Raw genomic sequence first — 23,805 nt, forward strand, 5'->3', positions numbered from 1 at the left:
CCTCTGCGTGAACGCGGCGGCCGCCGGATTTGCGGCCGGTATTACTCATCTACGGAAGGGGGTGCCGTGGGTTTGCGGAAGGGGAATCCACCTACCCGCGGACGGTGAAGGCGCCTTCTAAACCGGCCGCGGGCCGCATCCCCTCCCGCCACTCGGGTTGCCCGCCGCCGACCCACACCCGGAATTTTCCGGGCTCGAGGATCCAATCGCCGTTTTCGTCCGCGAACCGCATCTGCTCGCGGCTGAGCGTGAACGTCACGGTTTGCTTTTCGCCGGGGGCCAGCCGGATCCGCGCAAACCCCTGCAACTGAAGCAGCGGCACGGTCTGCGAGGCTTCTTCGTCTTTGAGATAGACCTGGACCACTTCGTCCCCCTCGCGGCCGCCGGTATTCTCGACTTCGACCGCGACCTCTACGGATTCGCCCGGGGCGATCTCGGCCGGGCGGATGTCCAGGTTGCGGTACGCGAAGGTCGTGTAGCTCAATCCGTATCCGAACGGGTAAAGCGGCCGGCCGGTGAAGTAGCGGTAGGTGCGGTTCTTCATGCTGTAATCGTCGAGGCGGGGCAGATCCTTGGTGGAGCGGTAGAACGTGACCGGCAGGCGTCCGCCCGGATTCGTGAGGCCGAAGAGCGCCTCGGCCACCGCGGTGCCGCCGGCCTGGCCGGGGTACCAGGCTTCCAGGATGGCGGGGATGTTCTCGTCGGCCCAGGTGACGGCCAGCGCGCTGCCGTTCAACAGCACCAGGATCACGGGCGTCCCGGTTTCGAAAACCCGCTTGAGAAGTTTTTCCTGGATCGACGGGAGGTTCAGGGTCTTGCGGTCGCCCTGGCTGATCTGCCCCTGAGGCAGACCCTCGGCCTGTTCGGCTTCGCCTTCCATCAGCTGGGAGAGTCCGAGCACCACCACCGCCGCTTGGCAATCCTTTGCCGCCCGGACCGCAACGTCGATTCCGGAATCCGTTCCGTCGTTGATATTGCAGCCGAGCGCGTAGCGGACGTCCACCCCTTGGGGGGCCAGGGCGCGGATGCCCGCAAGGACCGACACCGGCTCCGCGGGGGTGCCCTGATAGTTGCCGCTGAGGACCCGGGTGTCGTCGGCGTTCGGGCCGATGACGGCGATGGAGGAGACGGTGTCCATGTCCAGCGGCAGCGCGGCGTCCTCGTTCTTCAGGAGAACGAGCGACTGCCGGGCGATTTCGAGCGCCGCCTCGCGGTGCTCGGCGGAATCCACGACGCTGTAGGGGATCTGCGCGTAGGGCACCTGCTCCGGCGGATCGAACATCCCCAGGCGAAAGCGCGCGGTGAAGAGCCGCCGGACCGCCCGGCGCAGGTCCTCGACGGTGATGGTGTTGCGCTGGACCGCCAGATTAAAGTAGTTGAAGAAGCATGGAATGCCAAGGACGCATCCGCACTCCAGGTCCACTCCGCTTCTGACGGCCAGGGCGGCGGCTTCCTCCCGCGAAACGGCCGCGCCGTGGGAGTAAAACAGGAAAGCCACCGCGCCGCAGTCGGCGACGACGAATCCGTCGAAGCCCCACTCCTCGCGCAGGATCTCCTGCAGCAGGGTCGGGTTGGCGCTGCAGGGCTCCCCGTTCAGGCTGTTGTAGGAGCTCATCACCGAGGCCGCCTTGCCCTCCGTGACGCAGGCCTGGAAGGCGGGGAGGTACGTCATCCGCAGGTCCTGTTGCGAGACCTTGGCGTCGAATCCGAAGCGGCCTTCCTCCGGCCCGCTGTGGGCGGCGAAGTGCTTGGGGGTGGCGACGGTCTTGAGGTATTTCGGATCGTCGCCCTGCATCCCCCGGATAAAATTCACCGCCAGGCGCGAGGTCAGGTAGGGGTCCTCGCCGTAGGTTTCCTGGCCGCGACCCCAACGCGGATCGCGGAAGATGTTGATGTTGGGGCAGTAGAAATTCAAGCCGCCGTACTGGATGTACTGTCCGTTGCGGACGAATTCGTGGTGCTTGGCGCGGCCCTCGTCGGAGATGATCTCGGCCGTGCGGCGGATCAGGCCGGCGTTCCAGGTGGCGGCCATGCCGATCACCTGCGGAAACACGGTGGCAAGCCCGGCGCGGCCGATGCCATGCCCGGCTTCGCTCCACCAGTTGTATTTGGCGACGCCCAGCCGGTCGATCGGCGGGGCTCCGGTGCCCATTTGCATCATCAGTTCGTTGACGGTCATGCGGTCGACCAGGTCGGCCACCCGCTCGGCGATCGGGCGCGACGGATCCGGATAGATCGGAACCGCGGGCGAAGCGCTGGGAGTGATGTCGAGCGGCGGGCGGGTCGGAAGCGGGGTGGCCGGCTCCCGGCCGCCGCAGCGCGTCAGCGCCAAACCGCCCGCGGTGGCGAGCGCAGTTTTGAGGAATTCCCTGCGAGAGGGCGTTTTCGCTCCTTTTTTCTTCATCGGGGTTCCTTCCTTAGGGAAATGGTCTTTTCCAACTTGCGGCGGACGGTCCGCTGTAAATAATCCGGTCCGGCGCACCCGCCCGGGAGGACGTGTGTGGCGATGATAATCCCACCTTTACGCCGCCTGCAATATGATTTCCGCGGCTTTTTTTCTCCCTCCCCGTTGGCGGATCTCCCGGGCGTAGGTTTCGAGGTTGGCTTGGAACGGCCGCCTTTCCAGCAATTGCCGGCACAGCCGCAGGAGCGAATTCGGATTGAAATCCTCGTTCTTCAGGTTGTAGGCGCAGCCGATGGCGGACGCCTTTTTGGCGTTGTAGTAGCGTTCGAAATGCAATCCCGGATAGATCAGCGCCGGAACCCCGGCTTGGATGCATTGCAGGGTCGTGTTCTGCCCGCCGTGATGGACGGCGATGTCCGCCTGTTTCAGGACCTCATCGGAAGGGAGGAACCGGAAGAACCGCACGTTTCCGATCCGGTATTCGCCCCGCTTTTCGAAATACGGATGCCCGGCCCCCGCCAGGACTACGTCGAAATCCGATTCGGCGAACGCCGCCGCCAGGGTTTTTTCGGCCGCCGGCGCGGATATCTGCCCGATGCTCAAGTACACGTACACCAAGGGCCGCCGTTTCTCCCAGGCCCAGGATTGGCCCGAAAATTTCTCGGGGATCAGGCTGCCGAGGAAGCGGTTTTGCGCGTCTTCCGGCACATCCTCCATGGCCGGGATGGAAGGAATCAGCCGCCGGGCATGATCGAATCCCCCGAACAACTCGAGGACGTTGGCGACCTCCGGCAGCTTCAAGCGCCGCAGCAGGCGGTTGTAGCTGCGATGCAGGCGGCGGTCCGGACGGGGTTTGTCGTAGAAGAGTTCGCAGTAGTAGGAGGGATCGCCGGTCGAACTGAAGATGGTGAAGAGCGGCATGCCGTGGGCTCTCGCCGCCACCGGCGCCAGGAAGTCGAAGTCGCTGACGACGACGTCCGGTCGGAAGGTTCGCAGGAGCTCCTCCCATTCGCGGTAGGAGGTTTCCACGTACGACCCGGTGAAGATGCCCTTCATGCGGATGACGCTTTCGATATCCTTGATCGGCGGCACCTCGCCGTTCCATTCGCCCTGCAGGGTTTGCAGGATGCCCCACACCCAAAAGGGAACGCCGTACATGGGCGGTTTATAGCCCGGCCGGAAGCGGTAGCCGTGCTTGGACACGTGCTCCGCCTCGACTCCGGCCGCGCGGAAAAGGATTTCGGTTTCCGGCGAACGCTTGCGCACCTCATCGGCAATCGCCACCATCCGGGTGACGGTCCCGAGCGCCTCAACGGCGCTGATGCCGACCGAGAAGAGTATCCGTTTCACATCCGACTCCTTGTGGTCAATACTTTTCCCAATGGATCACTTCCGCCAGCGGCTTCTTCTCCTTGACCGGCGTTTCGGCCGGGATCCCGATCGGCACGAGCGCCAGGATCCGCTTCGCGGGTGGGATCCCCAGTTTGGCTTTGAATTCCTCCTCGTGCGGGAGCATGTCCCCTTCCACCCAACAGCCGCCGTACCCCAGCGCGGTGCTGGCGAGGAGCATGTTCTGGATGGCCGCCGCCCCGTCCTCCACCCACCAGCGGCTGAGCTGCGGATCCATGACCACGGCGATCACCGCCGCGGCCTGTTCGATCCAGACTTTTCCCGTATTCAAGCCCGCGACCGCCGCCCGGTCCGTGACGACGACGAAATCCCACGGCTGTTTGTTGCTGCCCGTCGCCGCCAGGCGGCCCGCGTCAACGATCGTCTCCAGGTCCGGCTTGGGAATCGGCGCGCCGGTGTATTTGCGGATGGTTCTGCGTTTGCGGATGGCTTCCAGTGCGTCCATGGAGGTTCCTCCTTACATGCGAATTGTTTACACGAGAATGGTGCTTATATTGAACTCCGCAGCGTAGAAACCGAAACGAATAGGATCCATTTTCTTCCAGCGGTCTCCATTCATAAAAATAGCATCTTTGCTTCCATATCTTTATTTATCCGAGCTTGCGGCTCCAGAAAACCATCAGCGGGGAGAAAGTCAGCTCGTCCTTCCACGGGATGGCGGGATCGTCGGGGAAGGGCGGGGTTTTCGGGTCCGCCAGCGGATAGTCGATCGAGCGGATCCGGAAGCCGGCCCGTTCGATGCAGCGGGCGAGGATCTCGCGCGACCAAAAGCGGTCCTTCTCCCAGACGATGTTCGAGACCGTCGATCGGCTCTTGACGTAATTGTCGCTCCGGGTCCGGTTTTCCGGAAAAGGGGCGTAGGTGAAAGCGGTGTACTCCTCGCAGGCGATGGCGTCGTTGTCGCATACGGCGGCAAACCAGCCGCCCTTTTTCGAGATCCGGCCGATCTCGGAGACGGCGTTCTGCAGTTGTTCCTCGGTCTGCATCTCCTGCAGGACCATCGTCGTCGTCGCGGCGTCGGCCGCGCCGTCCGGGAGCGGGATGACCTCGCGCCCGTGTTCGCACTGGATCTGCTTATAGACAAACTCCACTTCGGGCAGCGCGGCTTTCGATTCGGCCGTGACCTTTGTCGCCTGGGCGACCATCTCGGCCGAGATGTCGACGCCGACGGCCGTACCCCGCGGGCGGACGCAACGGGAGGCGGCGCGGGTGGATTTGCCCGCCCCGCAGCCGAAATCTACCAGGGTGCCGATCTCCATCCGGAGCGGCATCAGCTTTTGCCACACGCACTGGGCGGCGAGCAAGTAGGTGCCGACCAGGCCGATGCCTGCGTATTCGGCGGCGCTTTGGTGGGTGAAGTCGACCCTTTGGAAAGATTCCATAGAGAACGCTATCCTTTTATGAAAAGGTGACCTAATGCAAAAATTGACGAATTCTTTTCTCCGCTCAGGCCGTTCTTAGGTTGAATATCTCTTCGGGCGCGCGGAAGGCGTCCTCAAGATAATGCTTGTCGGCCATCTATATACCATTTTTCAGCACTTCATGGCGGAAGCGGAATGTTACCAAGGAGGATTTTATCAGTTTCTTTTTCCGGCGCCGGTGACTGCGATCCGGGGCTTTCACCCATCCGGAGGGCGGAATTGTTTTCCATCCATCAGGGGTACGGGAAAAGATGGAAACCCCGGACAATAAGAAAGGTGGTTCTTCGCCGTATTCTTTATGTCAGATTTTGCCCCTCCCGGGGACGAAAAGCGCCTTGGCATAAGGAGAAGACCGACGCGCGCCGGGAGGTGTATTTCGATGTTCTATGGCATGACGCGAAGACAGCCTCCGCATCGCCGGCTCGACGGACACCCATTCCCGCGACGCCGAACCCTCCCTGCCGCCCACATAGATCCAGATGACCCTCTTGCAGGAGTTCTCCGATTCTTCGCCGGTGGATAGGTGCGCCACCACAAAGAACACAAAGGGCACAAAGGATTGCCTGGGGCTGTCTTTGTGCGCTTTGTGGCTGATATTGTCTACTCCGCAGACGGAGTACGGCAAAAGGGTGAAACGCCGAAATCGGTGGATTTCTACGCCAGGAGGGCAGTCCGGAGGACAAGCGGCTATCTCGGGCCAAAAGCCCCCCGGCGTTTCTTCCCTTTTTTCGCCTGAGGGAATTATTCACCTATCCTCGGGATGCCCCATACGTTTTGGAGAAGACCCAAAAGAGTTATTGCCGGCGGATTGTCCGAAAGGATCGCTTGGTAAAGTAAGTCCGCTTGCGGCAATGATTATCCTGATCGGTTTTCAACCACCCCGGCCTCCTCCCTGATGTTTTTCTACGTACTTCTCCCTGGGAGTAAACTCCCCCCTCGCCTTTCCGTTGTACGGGAAGGAGAGGGAGGGTAGTGAGGGTAGGGATGGGATGGCCGATCGGGAGCGCGGCTTTCTCGAACGGCTTTCTTTCTAGAATCCGAACAATGCCACCCCCGCGGCATACGACATCAGATTCGCGCTGAACGACAGCAGGAACGCCTCGCGGAACCGCAGGCGCAGGATGATCCGGAACCAGAGCGCCTCGATAAAAAGTTCAAAGGTCTCCGCCGCCAGGACGCCGACGGCATACGGGAGGGGAGTGGCGGTCTGCAACAGCCACATCCCGAACCAGGCGGCGGTGACGGCGGCCAGGTTGCCCGGGATCACAGCGAGCAAGATTTTCGAGGACCGGATGCCGATCCGGTCGAAAACGCCCCGAACCAGAAAGAACGCCATCAGCAGTTCGACCAGAATTGCCGAGGCCAGGAGGACGAAAAATTTCAGGGTGAAGATCCGCGGGAGATCCCGCCAGGCGGCGTCCCGCCTGGCCTGTTCCTCGGCGGCGACGGTCGCTTGCGCTCCGGCGGTCGCGGTCGCCGGCAGGCTGACGTACTCGGTCGCCTGCCGGATCGCGAAGGCGGTGGCCTCCGCGGCGGCGGCGGCCGAGGCGCGGAAGCCGGCGGTGGCGTTGGCTTGCGCGGCGGCGGTGGAGGTCGCACCGGCGGCCGCCGTCTTGGTCGTCTGCGCGGCGGCGGTGGCGGCCCTGCGGGTGGATTCCGCGGCGGCAGTGCCGGTCTGTTCGGCGCCGGCGGTGGCGGTGGCCGGCACATTGGCGGTCTGGGTGGCTTCGAATTCCGCGGTTTGGGTGGATAACGCGGCGGCGGTTTCGGCGGCAAAGACCGCGCCGGTGGCCGAGGCTTTGGCCTCCGCGGTGGCGGACATTTTGGCCTCGAAGGTGGTGTAGCGATAGCGGCCATCCATGGGGAACCGCCCGCCGCCGGGAAGCGGATCCGCGGATGCGGATGACCTCAGCGCGAAGCCCAGGCAGGCTGCGGCCGCCAGGGCATACGCCGCCGGCGGGTAGAGCCGTCGCCGCAGCCTGGAAGCGATACCGTCCGATGGATTGTTCATCAGCGTCCTCCCCAAACGAGTCGAGGAACAGACGGGGGCCGGGCCGGGAATTGCACGGGCGGCGTTTGCCGCTCCGGCCGCCGGACCGGCCGGGCGGAAAGGACGCTTCGAGTATAGCGCAATTTTTCGGAACGGTTCCGCGCCGTCGCTCCGCCGGCGGTGAGCGCGCCCCAACGGTGCACTGTTTTATATATCCCCGTCTATTCCGCTTATTTTTCTTTTGTACAAAGCCATGACGGCCATCTCCTCCCCCGCCTTCCCGTATCACGGGAAGGCGGGGGAGGGTAGGGAGGGGAAGGATGGGATGGCTACCCGGCGGCCTCCCGCAGGAAGGGCATATGGCCGATAGAGTGATCAGGCGGGGGAGGGCAGGGAGGGGAAGGATGGGATAACGGCCGCCGATCAGAAGCCGAACAGGATCACCCCGCCGAGGTAGGATGCCAGGTTCGCGGTGAAGGAAAGCAGCAGAGCTTGGCGGAAGCGCAGGGGAAGCACAATCCGGCACCAAAGCGCCTCGACGGCGATGGTTAATCCGAGAAAAAGAAAATAGTGGGTCCGGAAAAATTCATACTGAGAGTATTCCGAGCCTGGCACGGGGTTGGCCAGGAAACGCTGGACCATGGTGAAGAGGGCGAAGAAATGAACGCAAGCGCGCGCGGAAATTTTTTACCGTGTGCGGGAATTTGTGAAGCGAAGCCGTGATTCGGATTGCTGAGCGTTCGCCCCCCCCCCGTCGTTTTATTCGTCCCCTCGGCGCAGCAACAGCGCCGGGATCAATCCCGCGGCGGCGACCGAGAGCGCGATCCAGGCCATCTCGGCCGTCACCCGCGTCACCGTCTGCAGGCCCGCTTCGAGGGTCCGCGCCAGGTCGGTGAGCGGCACGCCCTCCAGCAGCGCGGCGCTGATCTCCGCCGTGCGCCGCAGGCCGTAGGTCGTCAGCAGGCTGACGCTCAGGCTCATCCCGATCAGCCGCAGGATGATCACCGCCGCGGCGGCGATCCCGCGCTGGGATTCGTCCGCGCCGTTGATCACCGCCGTCCCGACCGGCGCGATTGTCAGACCGAGTCCGATTCCCGCCAGCGCGAGCCCGGCCGCCATGTGCAGGGTCCCGGCGAGAGTGGCCGCATCCGGCATGGCGCCGGAGGTGAACAGCGCGACCGCCTGGGCGGCCATCTCCGGCCGCCAGGTCGTCATCAGCCCGAAGCCGAGCGCGGCGGCCGACATCCCGGTCAGCGTGGTGAGCCGGTAGCCGATCCGCGCGGTCAGCAGGCCGCCGGGAATCGCGGCCAGCGCCAGCGGGATGGTGAACGCCGAAAGCAGGTAGCCGCTGACCAGCGCGCCCTGACCGGCACCGCCGGCGCCGGCCAGGTTGATGAACAGCGGCACGCTGACCAGCCCGGCCATCAGGCAGAATCCCACCAGCAGGTTGAGCGCGCCGGAGGCGGAGACGTTGCGGTTGCGGAACAACCGCAGGTCCAGCAGCGGCCGCGGCGCGCGCAGTTCGTGCCATATGAAAACGGCGAAGGCCAGCAGGCCGAGCGCGAGCGGAACGGGCGAGATGCCCGCCTCGGCCGCCGCGCCGGCGCTTGCGTCCCCCGCGGCCAGGCCAAGGTTCAATCCGGCGAGGGTGAGCGTGATCCAAAGCACGCCGATCCAGTCCATCGGGACGCGCTCCCGGACCGCGGGCAACCCCTTGAAGGCCCAGACGGTCAATCCGAAGAGGACCGCGATCAGCGGCAGGTTGATCCAGAACAGCACCGGCCAGGCGAAAAACTGCACCATCACCCCGCCGTAGAGGTGGCCCAGCACCCAGCCGGCGGTGTCGACCGCGCCGATCACCCCGAGCGGCAGGGCGCGGCGCTGCGGAGGGAAGAGGTCGGCCGCCAGCGCCATGCTCACCGGCACCATCGCGCCGGCGCCGAAGGCCTGCACCACGCGGCCAAAGATCAACGCGTAGAGAGCCATCAGGCTGCGGTCGGGGCGCCCGCCGGCGAGCGCGCGCGCAATCCGGTATGCCAACTCCGCCGGCGCGCCAGGCGACGCGGCAACCAGCCACGAGCCGAGGAAGAAGACGATCAGGCACAACAGGTAGACGCGCCGCCGGCCCAACAGATCCGAAACGCGCCCCATGAAGGTCATGCTGACGGCGTAGGCCAGCAGGTACCCGGTCACCGCCCAGGCGGCGTCGTCGAGGCCGGTCTGCAGCGGCACCTCGAGGTCGGCCACCACCGCCGGCAGGACGGCCGAGATGATCGTCAGGTCGAGCGCGCCAAGGAACACCGGCAGGCACACGGCGGCGAGGATCCATGCGGGTCGTTTCATAATCGAAGAATCCTTTTACCGCAAAGACACAAAGATCGCTGAGAAAAGCGTGGAAGATTCAATTTCCATAAAGCCCGCCCCGGCCGATCAATGGGTGGGCCGGGGAGCGCGTGGCCTTTTCCCTCAACCGACCTCGCCTCGCCGCATTATGGGACGGATTCAGCCGCCTTCTCCCAGCGTAAGCTGGGAGAAGGACGGGATGAGGGGCGGACTTACGGCAGTTGCACTTCGATCTCCGCGTCGATGTCGTAGAAATCGATCCGCCAGCCGTTCCCGCCGGGCTCGGCGACGTGGACGCGGGCCGGGACGAAGGCCGCGGCGTCCACCCACACGTCCACCGGATACAGCGTTCCGCTTTGCAGGGTGCCGGCCGTCAGCGCGGCGAGGGCCGCGCCGTCGGCCTCGCCGCGGATGTGAATCGCCGCGACTCCCTCGATGTCCTCGGTGCCGACGCGCTGTGGGTTTTGGATCCCGGTCCGCAGCACCGCGGGCATGCCGTCGGCCTGGAAGATTGACGCCCCGTCAAAGCCCAAACCGTCGGAGGCGGGGACAAGCTGGCGGGTCAGCGGATTCGAAAGGTAGGTTCCTTCCGGCAGCCAGTAGACCTCGATCTGCAGGACGTTGCCGAACAGCATCACTTTGACGTCCGCCCGCACGCGGTCCGGGGCTTGGTAATCCCCGGCCGCTTCGCTGAAGGTCATGCCGGTAGCCGGATCGAGTGTGACCGGCTCGCCCTCGCGGATCAGCAGGAAGCGGGCGCTGTCCATCGCCAGCATCGCGTCGCCGGCTTGGGCAAGGATCTCGGCCGGGGAGGGCGTGGGGGTGAGGGTGACGGTCGGTGTCTTGGTTCGGGTGGGCTGCGAACCCGACCCGGCGGAGGAAGAATCCCGGGCCGTGCAGGCCGCCGCGAAAACCGCCAGGAGAAACAAGACTGCGAGGGCTTTTCTCATTCCGCATTCTCCTTCCCGCCCGGGGGCGGACGCGGGAGGATTGTATCAGCGATCGGCCGATCGGATTCCGCCGCCGCGCCGCGGGCCAGGCGCCCCGCTTTCCGCCGACCGGATCAATCGCCGCGGGCCGGAGGAAGATTCGGCGGATTGCTCCAATCGACCGGACCGTGTTCGAACCGGTACCGGAGGCGCGGGAGGACGATCCGCTTCCAAGCCCGCTGGAAATGTTCATACGCGGCGTCCCATCCGTCGCCTTCGCCCCAGCCGTCATGGCGCAGGGTCACGCGGGTTTCGGAAGCCCCCAGCTTTTCCAGCCGGACGGTCACGTGCGTCCGCTGCGTGCGGATCTCCGGCAATTCGGGAGGCGCGTTCCAGGTGAAGGACAGCATCGCCGGCGGTTGCACGGCGAGCAGGACGGCCCCTTCGGAGCCCCGTTTCCCGGGGGCGGCCTCCGGGTCGAAAATCATCTCGTATTTCCCCCCGGAACGAAGGTCGATTTCGCAGCGCGGGGCGAAAAACGATTCCGCGCCCGCTTTCGTCGTCCAGGCGCGCCAAACCTCCTCGATGGAAGCGGGCACGGTCGCTTCGCCTTCCACGGTGCGGTCACGCCGTCCGATCGGCATCCGTCGCTCCTTTCCTTGCGGGCGATACCTCCATGGCCGGGGCTGGTGTCGCTCCGGACGCGGCGAGCCCCCGCTCACAGCCTGCATCCTTTGAAAACCCGGCTCCAATCGCCGGAGAATTCCTCATTGATCACCAGGCAGATATCGACCCCGTACGGCTTCTTGAGGTAAAGCCAAATATTGGAAAACGCGGAATCCGACAGGGCTTCCGGAAAGAGTCGGCGGAAATCGCCGAAGGGGGCATTCAAGCAGAGGTCGATTTGAAGGAGCGGGATGGAGGCGACGTCGAAGGAAACCAGCTCGAACTTCGGCCGGCGGAGGATGGAATAATCGATCGGCGCGCATCCGGCCGTCTCCTCCGGATTCCCCGGAAGGATGAAATCCCATGGTGCGCCGCTGGGGTATCGGTGATACAGGCATTCCCCGCGAAGGGCCTCCCGCAACTCCCGGATCCCGGGATGCAAATCCGGTCCGAACCAGGGCAGGTTGAAGCCGATGTGGTCGGCTTGAAGGATTTTCCATCCGCGCTCGGATAATCTTTGGGAAACCCCTTCCACGGAAATGTGTCGGTAGGGCCGGGGATTCTTTTTCTCGGCGCCGGTGATGTTTTCGATCGGAACGGACCGGCGGACACCCGAAAGCGAAAAAACGGCCCGAACGGTTTCGGCGGGCGCGGTGAATTCGATGGAAAGGAGCGGGAAGAAAGAAGTATCGGAGGCCGGTAGGTCGAGTCGGCGCTCAGCGGACTTCCCGAGCGGAGCAAGAAAATTCAACAGGCGCCCGTGGAAATCCGGGTGCCTTTCGGGCAGCTGCAGGCAGATTCGTTCCAGCATGCGGGGCGTCTCATTCTATGAACCCTTGCATCGCCTCGACGATCTTGCTTAATGCTTCCATCGTCCCCGGGATGTCTCCGGTGATTTCCAATCCGTGATGCACCTTCTCCAGCACCAGGGTGTCTCCCTGGGTGGCGTTGACCAGATCCTCCAGCACAGCCGGCTGGTAGAAATCGTCCGCGGTGCCGATGATGAACAGCGACCGCGGGCGGTACTTGCGGATCTGTGCGCACAGCCACTCGCTGGACAGGACCGGCGTGGACCAAACGCAAGCGGCCGCCGCGAAGGCCGGATCCTCCAACAAATGTCCCAGCGCAAGAGTCCCCAGGGATTTCCCGATCACCGTCAGCTTTTGATATTTGCGTCGCCGCATCCCCGCGGCGCATGCGGCGCGCGCGTCGGCGGCGAGCCATTTGGCCTGCTCCTCCTGCGGCCGCTGCCGGAAATCGGTTTTCGGGTAGGCGTACTCCACCCGCAGTACGTCCGCGCCGCGCTGCTGCAGGATCAGGCCGGCGTAATGCAGGTCCGGCATGTCGACCGTGTGCCGGTATCCGGGGAGGATGATCCCTAGATGATCCGTCTCCCCGGGGTGGACGATCATCGAGGCCGGCACAGGCCGGCGGTCGTATCCGAGGACGTCCAAGGAAACGATTTCCATGCGGTTTCTCCGTGCGCCGAAATGACAGCCGCGATCGACGGCCGCGCGGGAACGGGGCGCGGCCGGATCAGGCGTCCAGGAAGATCCACCCGATCATACAGCCGGTGAGGAAAAGGTGAAACGCCGCGGCCGGCAGGATTTGCTTGGCCGTTTTCCAGGGATTTCGCGGCGGGAGGGCGTGCGTCTCTGGAAGCTTCCGCTTCACGAGGCAACGGAACTCCGACCAATCCGCTTCGGACGCGAAATGGGATTTTGGGAAAAGCACCGTCTGGCCGGATTCGTGGACCAGAAGAATCAAATCCCCGCTTTCCCCGAAGCCTCCGTATCCGGACCACTCCGAACGAACCGTTTCCCCCTCGACGGCGGTCTCGATAAAATCTTCGGAGGCCGTTCCCCGACGGTGTTTTTTCACCCTGGGATTCTGATTCCACGCTTCGTGGGCGCGGTTCAGCCATTGAACGCCTTGGCGGGTGAGGATCAATCCGGGCAGGAGCGCGATGGCCGCCACGGCGAGGTAGATCCAATCGCCAAGGATTTTGTATCCGGCGAGGGAGGCCAGGAAAAGCGCCAGGTAGTCGATTCCGAATCCGAGCCACAAAAAGGCGGGGCTGGGCGCCCCGGGCCGGCTTCCGGTTTTCGGCGATTCGATGAACTTGGCGGCGGCGAAGAACTCTTCCTGCGAAAACGAACCGGCGAACGCAATCTGCACGGCGGTGCCTTTCCCGGCGCTTCCATTCCGGCGGCCGAATCGATGGCGGAAGCCCCGCAAGGGTTTCGGCGGTTTTTAATATTGTATCCGCGATTCCGAAACGCATGGCCGCCGCAAGCGGGTGCGCAACGGGGAGGCGGGCGGTGGTTTTCTCGCAGGGCTATGGGAAATCTTTCCCGATCATTACGGCGCGGCCCCGGGATGGCAGGCACCCGGGCGCATGACCACGGATGCGGTGAACGGAAAGAGGCTTTGCGCCACGGCCGAAAGCGCGTCATCCGCCCGGCCGGCGCACGCCGAATCCACCGGATCAATCCGGATGTGGAGGATTGCCGGGGTCGGCTACGGTTGGCAGGCTCATCCGGGTTGGGCGTTTGACCGGCGGGGAGCGGTGCACAGGGGTTGATTCTGATCAATGAAGACGTATCAGGCGTTCGGCTGGAATGGTTCCGGCGCCGGCAGCGGCGGGGCTTCCACCACCGGCAGGTCCGCCGCCGAGCCCTCGACGGCCAGCACTTCGTCCGAAAGCCAGCAGTGCGCAGCGCCGGCGGGAACCAGGATCCACCACCACCTTGGCATCCGATCGTTCCGCCCTTCCAGGTTAACCACCGAGCCCTCCTGCAGAACGGTGAAGATGTCGTACGCCGTTCCCGGTCCGATGCGGCAGTTGGCGGTCACGATCAATGTTCCGGTTGCGGTTCCGCTGGACGGAGTGGCCGACGCCAGCGGATCGTATTCGTAGGCGCCGACGTCGCATCCGTCGCCCGCCGGCCGGGCGACGCCGCGCTGATCTTCGGCCGGGCAGGCTCCTACGGCCGCATCCATCGCCGGGCTTCCCGCCATCAGCGGATGCACGAACGTTCCGCCGATCTCCGTCAGCGGACCCAGCCGGAGGCTTGTGCTGTCAAGGTCGGGCCGGCAGGCAAGGTCGAATCCGAGGTGGTTAAATTCCCCCGTCGGATGGGTGTAGCAATCCCCCAGGACGGACCGGTTGGAAACGACGATGTTATTGGCGGAGGTCATCCGCGCGCCTCCGCCGGCGTAGATCCCCGCTTGGCCTTCATTGAACACCACGGTGGAGAAGGACAGGGAAACCGCCGTGGACGCGGCGGTAATCCCGTTGGCCGCGTTGCTGCTGACGGTGAGGTTGGTCGCTTCCAGGCTTCCCTCCTGGAGGTTGATTCCGTCGTTTCGGTTTCGGGCGATCGCCACCCGTTCGAAAATCGTCTCCGGCAGGAGGGAATCGGCCGGGTCGCCGTACTGCCAGAATCCGAAATCGCCGTTGTCCAAGATCTGCGCGTCCATCAGCCGCAGGCTCCCCTCCCGGAGGAGTACGCCGTAGGAGGTGTTGCCGTTAACTGCGACCCGTTGGGCGGTGGCCGTGCCGCTGTCGATTGTCATGCCGGCCCGATTGCCTGTCACCCGGCTGTTATTCATCGTCAGCCGCCCGCCTTCCAGGTAAACGCCGTCGCCGGCGTTGGATTCGAAGACGGCCCCGTTGACGGCGGCGTTTCCGCTGCCGCGGACGACCAATCCGTTGCGGTTGCCCGTGACCTCCACATCCCGCAGGGCAAGCCCCCCGGCGGAGACCTCGATTCCCGGATTGGGGTGATTCCGCACCGACGAATCCTCGGCCTCCACATCGCCGCCGGCGACCGTCAATCCGCGCGCGTTGCGCTCGATCCGGACCGCGTTCAACGACGCCGATCCGCTACGGATTGCGACGCCCGTCTCATGGTTGGCGTCGAAGACTGTCCCGTTGATTTCCGCGTTCCCTGCTTCAAGCAGGAAACCGTCCCACTGATTGCCCCCGACGGACCCTGCGGACAGAACCAGGGATCCTGCGCTCTGCTCAACCCCGGTTCCGGCGTTGTCGCGGAGAACCACATCCGTAAGGGCGGCGTCTCCCCGGTTAAGAAAACCGTAGGTCCCGAACGTGCCGCCGGTATTGTTGCGGATATCCACTCCGCGGATGTCCGCCGTGCCGGAGTTGAAGATGCCGGTGTCATTTCCGGTCACGGATCCGCCGTTGAAATACAGCGTTCCCAGATTGTAGACGGCGGTTCCCCGGTTTCCACGGATGGAAACTCCCGCCAGCAGTGCCGTTCCGCCGGAATTTATCATAAGCCCGTGGGCGGTCGACCGCTCCAAGGGCGCGGACAGACCTTCGATCTGAAGGTTAAATAATTCGGCCCGGATGTTCTCGGCGACTATGACGTTCGGCGCTGTGGGTGAGGGGGAGGCCGGTTTCACAATCCTGGCGGTGGAAGAGGGTTGGCCGGCCAGAATGAGGTCCTTGGGGATGGTAAAGGAACCGTCGTATGCCCCCGGGGAGATGCGGATCTCGCTCCGCCATTCCGCCTTTTCGATCGCGCCCGGGATCGTCCGGCATGCCGCAGCCGCAGTCAGGCAGTCGTTATCGTCGTTGCCCGACAAGGCGACGTACAATGTCGGACCGGAAGGCAACTCGGTGCCTTCCAGCGGAGGAAGGGGATCCAGGCCGCCGCGATCAATGACCGGAACCGAACCCGATTCAAGGATTTCGCGGATCGTATCCAGCGGGGCGCAGGCAAGGATCAAACCAAGCGCCAGGATGAAAACACTGCGGGGGATGCTGTGTTTTTTCATCGAGAACCTCTAAATTCCGGTTCCACCATACCGACCATATAGAATCCATTACCGGCTTTTAGTGGAACAGCGGCCATCCTTTAGCAAGGAAGGTTCGGCTTTGATGAGCGCTTCTGTCGTGGCTTATTGGCAGAACAGAGAGGCTCACCTATCCATCATGTATATTGGATAATATATACCCATAATGTCTAATAAATAATAAGACTTGTATTAAAGCCTCAGAATGGCTGTTTGTATTTGCTCAGCCTGATGTAAGGATTGGAAAAATCGCCGAAAAACACGCCCCATTTTTCTCCCCTCATCCCATCCTCCCGTCACTGTCCCGCGCTCCGCGCGGGACAGTGACGGGAGGCATTCTCCCAGCCCATCTCTCGAGATTGATGGCTTTGAATAATTACATTTTTTTTCCGCTGTTGTGGGGCTGGGAAGCCGTTCCCGGCGCAATTCCGGGCAAGGTGTCCGAAGGGCGGATGAGGGGTAATCTGAGCAGATACGAAGATCGAAAGCTTTCCGAAGATTTCCTGGGCGGTCAGCGAGTAGGCGAATAGACCTATCAGCAGTAGATCGGAACGCGGAAGCGCGATCAGACAGTACCCCATTCAGCGCTTGGAACGTGCTTTGGAAAGGATTAATCTGTCGTCAATGGATTGCGGAGGAAGAATTCCCACATCACGGCTGTGGCGTCGATGTCCAGCGTCGTGCGCCCCGCGATCCATTCCGGCAGCGGCTCGCCGCCCGGCCAGGTATGCCCGCCGCCGACGACGGTGTAGAAGATCACTTCGGCCCCGCCGCGGCACCCGCCGTAGCGGATGCCGCTGACCTCGCCGGCGGCCGGCAGGGATTCGGGCGCGTCGAAGCAGCCGTTCCTTGCCGCCCAGCCCGCCGCCCAGTCCGCCACCGGCGAAAACGCGTAAGGCGATCCGCCCGATTTCCCGCCGGCGAAGGGCACGATCGGATCCGCCGTGCCGTGGAAGGCGATCACCGGCACGGCCCGCCCCGGACGGCATTCCTCCGGCGGAACCACGTACGCGCCGGCGACGCCGCCGACCGCGGCGATCCTGTCAGAAAGCAGGCATGCCAGCGCCTCCGACATCCCTCCCCCGTTGGAAAGTCCGTTGGCGTAGATCCGCGCCGGATCGAGGTTGTATTCCGCCGAGAGCGTGTCGATCAGCGCGGAGATAAACTCCACGTCGACGGCCGTGACCTCCGTTCCGGCTTGGTCGCGCAGGATCCGCCAGCGGAGCGGGAAGCCGGTACCGGCGGGATACACCACCAGGAAGCCCTCGCGGTCCGAAAGATCGTTCCAGCGGCTGATCTGCATCTGGTGGGCGGGCCATTCGGCAAAGCCGTGCAGGCTGATCACCAGCGGAGCGGGGACGGAGGGATCGTAGGTGTCGGGTACATGCAGGATGTATCTGCGCTGCTCGCCGCCCGAGAGCAGCCGGCCGTTGATCTCGCCGGCGTCCGGGGCGTACACGGCTCCCGCGTACAGCCCCAAGAGAAGCAGGACGAGCGCCGCCGCGGCGGCGGGGACGGCCGCGAGAAGAAGCCCGACCTGCAAACATCGATGTCGTTTCATGATTCTCCGCTCCCCTCCGCCTGTGTCCGGCCGCGGAGACCGGAGCAATCCCGGATCCCGCTGCGGTTTTACGTATGCCGATTGATGAATTGCAGCAGCAGAAAATCCCCAAATCCCAGGATCAGCCCCGCGGTCAGAAGCAGGGAATCCAGGAAGGCGTAGCCGGTCTGTTCGAAGGAGACTAGCGGACCGGCTTCCAACAATTGCAGGGAAATCCAGGCCGCCGCCAGCAGGATCGCGGCGCTGGCGTTCCAGCGGTGCACCGTCCAGCGGCTGCGCAGGGAGGACGGAACCGGCTCGATGAACTTCTCCGCGGGGACCCGTTGGCGGACCTCCTCCAGCAATTCGGCGGGGCCGCGATCCAATAACTCCAGGTTGGCAATCGGGAGGGGATTGGTCTTCATGAATTTATAAACCGCCAGCGAGGACCAACCGCCTTCTTTTTGAATCCCGGTCATGTCCGCGAAGCGGCATTCGAAGGAAGGCCAGAACGGGTTCGGGACTCCTTCCGCCGCAATCCGGTCGGCGGTGACGCGCAGACGGCGGGCGAATACGACGAGGGCGAGGTAGGCTAATCCGGCCGGGAAGGCAAGGAAAACAAACAACGGCCCGAATGCTTCTTGGGGGATTGCCCGGACCGCCACGGGCAGGGAGAGGACCGCGGAGGAGGCGGCGATGAGCAGCGCCGAGATTTTTACGGGGGCGGAAAATCGGACGACGATTTCCTGAGCCGAATCGTTGGGCATGCCGATGATTCTATCAGATGAAACCGGCCGGCGATTGAAATGACGGCCAGCGGATAATGGCCGGCCGGGCCGCATCGAAAAGGCAGGCCGGGGGAGATGCTCGGATTGCGGGAGGGGGTTAGGGCGTGTTGGCCGCTCTCCAGGCGATATCGTACCTGCCGGTCGCGCCGGTCAATTCGCCCCGCAGGCGCCATTCCCCTTCCATGTATTCCGGGCGCACCTCGTGGCGGAAGGAAGCGGGCGCGGTGAAGGTTTGTTCCCACACGATCGTCCCATCCGGTGCGGCGAGCGAAAGACGTAAGCTGCCCGCGCTGAGCTCCAGGCTGCGGATGGTCAGGGTGTGCAAGGCCATCCCCGGTTCCACGGTGAGGGTATCCTCGATTGTTTCCGTCTTGCTTGTGAAATCCGATTTCCAGGAACGCGTGGATTCCAGGCGAGTCCCGCCGGGGAAGGAGGAACAACCGGCGAGCACCATCAGCGCGCCCGCCGCGGCAGCCGCCAGCATCGGCATTTTTTTCATCGTCCAAGTCCCTTTCCAAGGCGAGCGTCCCGCGCGAGGCGTCCGAACCGGCGTCGGGTAACGCTCGTTTTTATTTAGACAGGCTAGGATCGGGTATGTTTCATCGGCGGCGGGGGCGCGGCCGAATTCGACCATTTCCGGCCGCCAGCCCCGCGCGGGGATCATTCGGCGGCGCTCTTCACCGCATGCATCAGGCACAGCACCGCAGGAACGTACCCGCGGTTGTCGTGGACCGGGACGAGGAAGCCCTGCGGGACGTTGCGGCCGCTCCGGGCCGTGTAGAAAAGGTGCCGCTCGCCTAGCGCGATCGCCGCCTCGGCCCCGGTCAGGAGGCCGAATTCCTCGTCTGGTGAATCCGGCCTCCAGTACGCATCCCGCGGTCCGTTGAAATCCGCGGTCCAGGAAACCGCATCCGCGGACCACGCCATCCAAACGCCGAGCGCCGGATTGAACGCGGAGGGGATGTCCGCGCGTTCCTTGTCCGTATCCGCGGTGAACCATATTTCGAACCGCTCAAGCGCCGGATTCCACGCGGCCGTCGGCTGTTGGCCGCCGGCGCCCTCGGCGTTGCGCAGGCCGGGGATGGGATTTCCCGGCGAGGGAATCTAGTGGATGCCGTCGGAAGATTCGGCGTGCGCGACGCCGAAGGCCGGGCTGCGCCGGTCCGCGCCGTAGGCGAAGCTGGAGAACCACAGGTGGTACGTCCCGCCGACGAGTTGCACTTCCGGATCGGCGACCATGCCGCCGGCGAATCCGGGAAGGTCCGCCAGCGCCTCCTCGGCCCGCAGGACCAATCCGGCCAGGCCGTAGGGGGATTCGGACTCCGCGAGCCGGGTGAACGACCGCCCGTCGGCGGAGACGGCCAGCCCGATCTGGTAATCCTGAAAACCCAGATCAAGCATCCGTCCGGTGCCCGAGTAATATAGTTTGCAGCGCCGGTCCGCCGGCGCCGCAGGATCGAAAACCACGCCGGGAGTCTCGCTGTATGCGGCGTCCCGCGCCGAAGGATCGGCGGGCAGGGAAAACGCCGGTTGCGGATCGACCGTCCAACCCGCCCCGGGCTCGTGGCTGCGCGCGTGGCGGATCACCACGCCCTTTTCCCCGGAGGCGTAGGTTTCGCCGGGGTGGTTTGATGCCACATTCTCCAAGCGTCCGACGCCAAGTCGTACAGGGCGTCCGGATCGGCGACGGCGAAATTCCGCAGGCCGTCCGGACCCCGCGCGCCGGCGCAGAGGATGGCCGCGCCGGCGCGGATCCAGCCGTCAGCGGGAGCGAAAACGTGAACAGTCTGCCGGCGGCCGCGCCGATCCAGGATCCGAGCACAGCCGACGGTAATTTCAGGCGTGTGGTCCTATCCGGCAATTGAAATCAACGGGCGCCGCTACGGCAGGGGCGCAGGCGGGGGTTCGGCCTTCGGCGCCGCCAGCAATCCGGCCAGCGCGCCGGCGCCGGCTCCGAGGGCCAGTCCCAGGACGCCGAAACAACAACCCGCTCCCAAGCCGCCGGCGTAATACCCGAAAAGCTCGGCCGCCTCGGCCGAAAAACCGGGGACCCTTCCGAAAGGTGTTTGCGATCCCATGGCTTGGTTGATGAGCAGGATGGCGATTCCGCCGATCATCTGCCCGGCCGTGGTGAACAGGCCGGAGATGATGCCCGCCATCGCGCCGAATTTCGGCCCGTCCGCGCGGACGATGGTTTTGTCGGTGTAGACGGCCAGGAATCCGGCGCCGGCGCCGGCCACGAGGGCCACCATCGGCGCGCAGATGCCCACCAAGGCGGCGAGCGGAAGGGTTAAGATAAAACCGATGATCCCGGCGATGAGGCCGAACTTAACGTAGGATTTCATGGGAGTCCTTTCTTTTAAATAAAGCGGATGGGTTGTATGGCGAATTTGCCGGAAGGGCCTTCATGCCACTAGGCGGATTATATGAATAAACCCCGTAGGCGCGCAAAGGGATACGGGTGCTGACCGCGGCCGGCCCCGGCGCCCTTCGACGGGCCGCCGGAAGATGTTGAGCGGCTCCATCGGGGCGCGCCGAAAACGCGTTGGTTGCTGGCTGCTCCGCCCGCTCCGGCGCGGGCCGGGCCGGTGATGCGCCCCGGGAACCAGCCGGGTCTGCTCAATTGCCTCTCCTCCCCGCCTCGGCGGACTGTCATTTTTTCTTTCCGGCCGGTTGTATTTTCCGATGGCCGATTGACTATGATCCACGGTCTGAATTACACAGGCCACAGCCCGAGGTCCGCAGTCGATCATTCCACTTGCGGATTTCGCAGGGGCGTCGTTTCGCGCAATACCAGCCTTTCCCGTTTGATCTCCGCTGCAACGTCATCCGCCCCCAGCGCCGCCAACACCTCGTCCGGCCGTCCCGTCGCTTCCGGCAAAAGGCTCAGCCGCATCCGCAGCGTGTTCCCGTCCAATCCAAGTGAGAGGATCCGCGGCCGCAGGTCGTACTTCTTCCCGCGCCGCTCGCGCGAAAGCTCGGAGCTTCCCAAGAGGTCCGCGATCCGCCGCGGCAGATCCGCCGGCCAAGCGCCTTCCAGCGGCGCGGCGGCATACTCGCCGGCCAGGATGACCTTCTCCAGTCCGGGCGATCCCTCCGCGCGCTCCTCGATTCGCAGAATCCGGATTCCCGGCGGCGCGTGGCCGTTGAGGCGCGCGGCGCTGGAATCCGGATCGCACGCCCTGTCGGTCTCGATATCCACGAGTTCGTTCTCCCCGGTCACGCCGAGCGGAAGCGCCGCGCCGATCTGGATCTTCGGATGCGGGTGGAAGCCTTCGGAGTAGGCGATGGGCACGCCCGCGCGCCGCAGCAACCGCTCCCAGGCGCGCTGCAGGTCCAGATGGCCGGTCCAGCGCATCGCTTCGGTCTTGGCGAAGAGGATCCGGTAGCGAAGCCGCGTCATCGCCGATCCACGATCGGACAGAACCGCTCCTCGGCGGGGAGCGCTTCGCGCAGTTCGCGGAAGGTGGAAAGGATCCCGCATCCGAAGCATTCCCGGCGGCAATCGCCCTGGGTGCGCCCCGCCAGGCTGTCTTCGTACTGCCGGCGCAGGTATGCCTTTCGGATGCCGACGCTGATATGGTCCCAGGGGAAGACCTCATCCGCCGCGCGTTCGCGGTGGGTGTAGAACGCCGGGTCGATTCCGGATTCCCGGAAGGCGTCGTCCCACGCTACGGGTCGGAAGCGGTCGCTCCAGGCGTCGAAGCGCGCGCCGGCGCGCCAGGCCCGCGCGATCACCTCGCCCATCCGCCGATCGCCGCGTGACAGCCGCGCTTCGAGCAGGGTGACCTCCGGTTTGGTGAGGTCGAGCTTTATGCCCGGGCCGCGCAGTTCGCGACGCAGCAGGTCCTGCTTGGCGGCGATCTGCTCCCGGCTGTCCATCGCCAGCCACTGGAAGGGGGTGTGCGGCTTGGGGACGAGCGTGCTCACCCCGGCGTGCACTTCCGCCCGGCGCCCGAGGCGGCGCCGGCCCTCGGCCAGAACGGCCCGGGCCAGCTCGGCGATCGCCCGCACGTCGTCGGCCGTCTCGCGCGGATGGCCGATCATAAAATACAGTTTGACCGTCGTCCACTTGCGGCGGTAGATCTCGCCGACCGTCTCGAGCAACTGGCGGGCGGATATCGGCTTGTTGAGCACGGCGCGCATCGATTCGGTCGCCGCCTCGGGCGCAAGGGTGAAGTTGCCGCCGCGGCTGGAGCGCAGCGCCTCCACCAGGTCGACCGAGACGGTCTCGATCCGCAGCGAAGGCAGCGAGATGCGCAGGCGCGAAGAGCCGAATTTCACGCCGAGCGCCTGCACCAGATCGGTGATGTGCGAATGGTCCGACGAGGAAAGCGAGAGCAGGGCCACCTCCTCGTAGCCGGTGTTGGCGAGCGCGGCTTCGATCGAGGCGACGATGTCGGCCGCGGAGCGTTCGCGGACCGGGCGGGTGACGTGGCCGGCCTGGCAGAAGCGGCAGCCGCGCGTGCAGCCGCGCATGATCTCGATCGCGTAGCGGTTGTGAACGGTCTCCAGGTAGGGGACGATCGGCCGGACCGGCGCGGGGGGCAGGCGCGGGACGATCCGTTTGACGACGGGATTGGGAAGATCCTCCTTCCCCGATTGCGGCGCCGTACGGATCAGGGTTCCGTCGGAGCGGTATTCCGGAGCGTACAACGCGGGAACGTACATCCCCCAAACCCGGGAGATCTTTTCCAGGGCCGCCCCCCGGCCGGCCCCTTCCTCCTTCCGCCGGCGCAGGACATCCGCCAGGTCGAGCGCCAGCTCCTCGCCTTCGCCGATGGCGAAGGCGTCGAAGAACTCCGCCACCGGTTCGGGGTTGAATGCGGCATGCCCGCCGCCGACGATCAGCGGATGATCCTCGCCGCGGTCGGCCGCACGCAGCGGTATGCCCGCCAAGTCCAGCGCCAGCAGGGCGTTGGTGTAGAGCGATTCGTAGGGGAGGGTGATCCCCACCAGGTCGAATTCGGCCAGCGGCCGGCGGCTTTCGAGCGCGAAGAGCGGAATCCCTTCGCGGCGCATCGCCGCTTCCATATCCTGCCACGGCAGAAAGGCCCGTTCGGCCAGCGCGTCGGGGCGCGCGTTGAGGATCTCGTACAGCACCGCCAGGCCGAGGTTCGACATGCCGATGTCGTAGATGTCTGGGAACAGCAGGGCGATCCGCACCGGCACGGCGTTCCAATCCTTGACAACCTGGTTCAGTTCGCCGCCGGTGTAGCGGCCGGGCTTCTCCACGCGGGGCAGAATGCGCGGAAGAATTCGGGAGATGGTTGCGGAGTCCATTGCGGGAATAACTTTACCACGGTCCCAGGACCATCCCGTCCTGCCTCCCCATCTTGCTTTTGTATGAGTAAGGGGTGCTTTGATCCCCTCCTCCCTTCCCGTATGACGGGAAGGGAGGAGGGGCAGGGGGAGGTGGGATGGGATGGCAAAAAGGTATCCGCCAACCGGGAAGGGAGGAGCCTGTCCGCGAACGTAGAGGGCAGGGGG

21 protein-coding genes are annotated in these 23,805 nt (G+C 64.6%); all 21 read right to left on the minus strand.

Annotated features, from left to right (window positions below; all coding sequences use genetic code 11):
• Window positions 1–91: 91 nt before the first annotated feature.
• Window positions 92–2,404 carry a glycoside hydrolase family 3 C-terminal domain-containing protein gene (locus JW929_11595; GenBank protein MBN1440043.1) on the minus strand — a complete coding sequence of 771 codons (2,313 nt, stop codon included), beginning with the start codon at window positions 2,402–2,404 and terminating at the stop codon, window positions 92–94.
• A gap of 117 nt (window positions 2,405–2,521) precedes the next feature.
• Window positions 2,522–3,754: a hypothetical protein gene (locus JW929_11600; protein MBN1440044.1), complete on the minus strand. Its 1,233-nt coding sequence runs from the start codon at window positions 3,752–3,754 to the stop codon at window positions 2,522–2,524.
• A gap of 16 nt (window positions 3,755–3,770) precedes the next feature.
• On the minus strand, window positions 3,771–4,259 hold the full coding sequence (locus JW929_11605; GenBank protein ID MBN1440045.1) for a nitroreductase family protein: 489 nt from the start codon (window positions 4,257–4,259) through the stop codon (window positions 3,771–3,773).
• A gap of 145 nt (window positions 4,260–4,404) precedes the next feature.
• Window positions 4,405–5,196, minus strand: a complete 792-nt coding sequence (locus JW929_11610) for a methyltransferase domain-containing protein (GenBank protein ID MBN1440046.1) — start codon at window positions 5,194–5,196, stop codon at window positions 4,405–4,407.
• Between the two features lie 1,069 nt (window positions 5,197–6,265).
• The gene (locus JW929_11615; protein MBN1440047.1) at window positions 6,266–7,246 is read right to left on the minus strand and encodes a hypothetical protein; all 981 of its coding nucleotides are present in this window, start codon (window positions 7,244–7,246) and stop codon (window positions 6,266–6,268) included.
• Window positions 7,247–7,648: 402 nt separating this feature from the next.
• On the minus strand, window positions 7,649–7,840 hold the full coding sequence (locus JW929_11620; protein MBN1440048.1) for a hypothetical protein: 192 nt from the start codon (window positions 7,838–7,840) through the stop codon (window positions 7,649–7,651).
• A 144-nt stretch (window positions 7,841–7,984) separates the two neighbouring features.
• On the minus strand, window positions 7,985–9,568 hold the full coding sequence (locus JW929_11625; GenBank protein MBN1440049.1) for an MFS transporter: 1,584 nt from the start codon (window positions 9,566–9,568) through the stop codon (window positions 7,985–7,987).
• A 212-nt stretch (window positions 9,569–9,780) separates the two neighbouring features.
• Window positions 9,781–10,518 (minus strand): LppX_LprAFG lipoprotein, encoded by a 738-nt coding sequence (locus JW929_11630; GenBank protein MBN1440050.1) that lies wholly within the window; start codon window positions 10,516–10,518, stop codon window positions 9,781–9,783.
• Between the two features lie 113 nt (window positions 10,519–10,631).
• A complete protein-coding gene (locus JW929_11635; GenBank protein ID MBN1440051.1) occupies window positions 10,632–11,141 on the minus strand; it encodes an SRPBCC domain-containing protein in 510 nt (169 codons plus the stop codon).
• A 74-nt stretch (window positions 11,142–11,215) separates the two neighbouring features.
• On the minus strand, window positions 11,216–11,974 hold the full coding sequence (locus JW929_11640) for a hypothetical protein (GenBank protein ID MBN1440052.1): 759 nt from the start codon (window positions 11,972–11,974) through the stop codon (window positions 11,216–11,218).
• A 10-nt stretch (window positions 11,975–11,984) separates the two neighbouring features.
• Window positions 11,985–12,632 (minus strand): hypothetical protein, encoded by a 648-nt coding sequence (locus JW929_11645; protein MBN1440053.1) that lies wholly within the window; start codon window positions 12,630–12,632, stop codon window positions 11,985–11,987.
• Window positions 12,633–12,699: 67 nt separating this feature from the next.
• Window positions 12,700–13,341 carry a YcxB family protein gene (locus tag JW929_11650; protein MBN1440054.1) on the minus strand — a complete coding sequence of 214 codons (642 nt, stop codon included), beginning with the start codon at window positions 13,339–13,341 and terminating at the stop codon, window positions 12,700–12,702.
• Between the two features lie 426 nt (window positions 13,342–13,767).
• The gene (locus JW929_11655) at window positions 13,768–15,969 is read right to left on the minus strand and encodes a right-handed parallel beta-helix repeat-containing protein (protein ID MBN1440055.1); all 2,202 of its coding nucleotides are present in this window, start codon (window positions 15,967–15,969) and stop codon (window positions 13,768–13,770) included.
• A 628-nt stretch (window positions 15,970–16,597) separates the two neighbouring features.
• The gene (locus JW929_11660) at window positions 16,598–17,548 is read right to left on the minus strand and encodes a hypothetical protein (protein ID MBN1440056.1); all 951 of its coding nucleotides are present in this window, start codon (window positions 17,546–17,548) and stop codon (window positions 16,598–16,600) included.
• Window positions 17,549–17,616: 68 nt separating this feature from the next.
• Complete coding sequence (locus JW929_11665; GenBank protein ID MBN1440057.1) at window positions 17,617–18,294, minus strand: hypothetical protein; 678 nt, start codon at window positions 18,292–18,294, stop codon at window positions 17,617–17,619.
• A gap of 118 nt (window positions 18,295–18,412) precedes the next feature.
• Window positions 18,413–18,814, minus strand: a complete 402-nt coding sequence (locus tag JW929_11670; protein ID MBN1440058.1) for a hypothetical protein — start codon at window positions 18,812–18,814, stop codon at window positions 18,413–18,415.
• A gap of 161 nt (window positions 18,815–18,975) precedes the next feature.
• On the minus strand, window positions 18,976–19,242 hold the full coding sequence (locus JW929_11675; protein MBN1440059.1) for a hypothetical protein: 267 nt from the start codon (window positions 19,240–19,242) through the stop codon (window positions 18,976–18,978).
• A gap of 177 nt (window positions 19,243–19,419) precedes the next feature.
• Window positions 19,420–19,953, minus strand: coding sequence for a hypothetical protein (locus tag JW929_11680; GenBank protein ID MBN1440060.1), 534 nt, complete (start codon window positions 19,951–19,953; stop codon window positions 19,420–19,422).
• A 242-nt stretch (window positions 19,954–20,195) separates the two neighbouring features.
• Window positions 20,196–20,660, minus strand: a complete 465-nt coding sequence (locus tag JW929_11685; protein ID MBN1440061.1) for a hypothetical protein — start codon at window positions 20,658–20,660, stop codon at window positions 20,196–20,198.
• A gap of 404 nt (window positions 20,661–21,064) precedes the next feature.
• Complete coding sequence (locus JW929_11690) at window positions 21,065–21,718, minus strand: DUF2344 domain-containing protein (GenBank protein MBN1440062.1); 654 nt, start codon at window positions 21,716–21,718, stop codon at window positions 21,065–21,067.
• Window positions 21,715–23,598: a TIGR03960 family B12-binding radical SAM protein gene (locus JW929_11695; GenBank protein MBN1440063.1), complete on the minus strand. Its 1,884-nt coding sequence runs from the start codon at window positions 23,596–23,598 to the stop codon at window positions 21,715–21,717. Before JW929_11695 ends, JW929_11690 begins: the two co-directional genes overlap by 4 nt.
• Between the last annotated feature and the right edge of the window lie 207 nt (window positions 23,599–23,805).

Source organism: Anaerolineales bacterium (assembly GCA_016928575.1).
In the GTDB taxonomy this organism is placed as follows: Bacteria; Chloroflexota; Anaerolineae; order Anaerolineales; family RBG-16-64-43; genus JAFGKK01.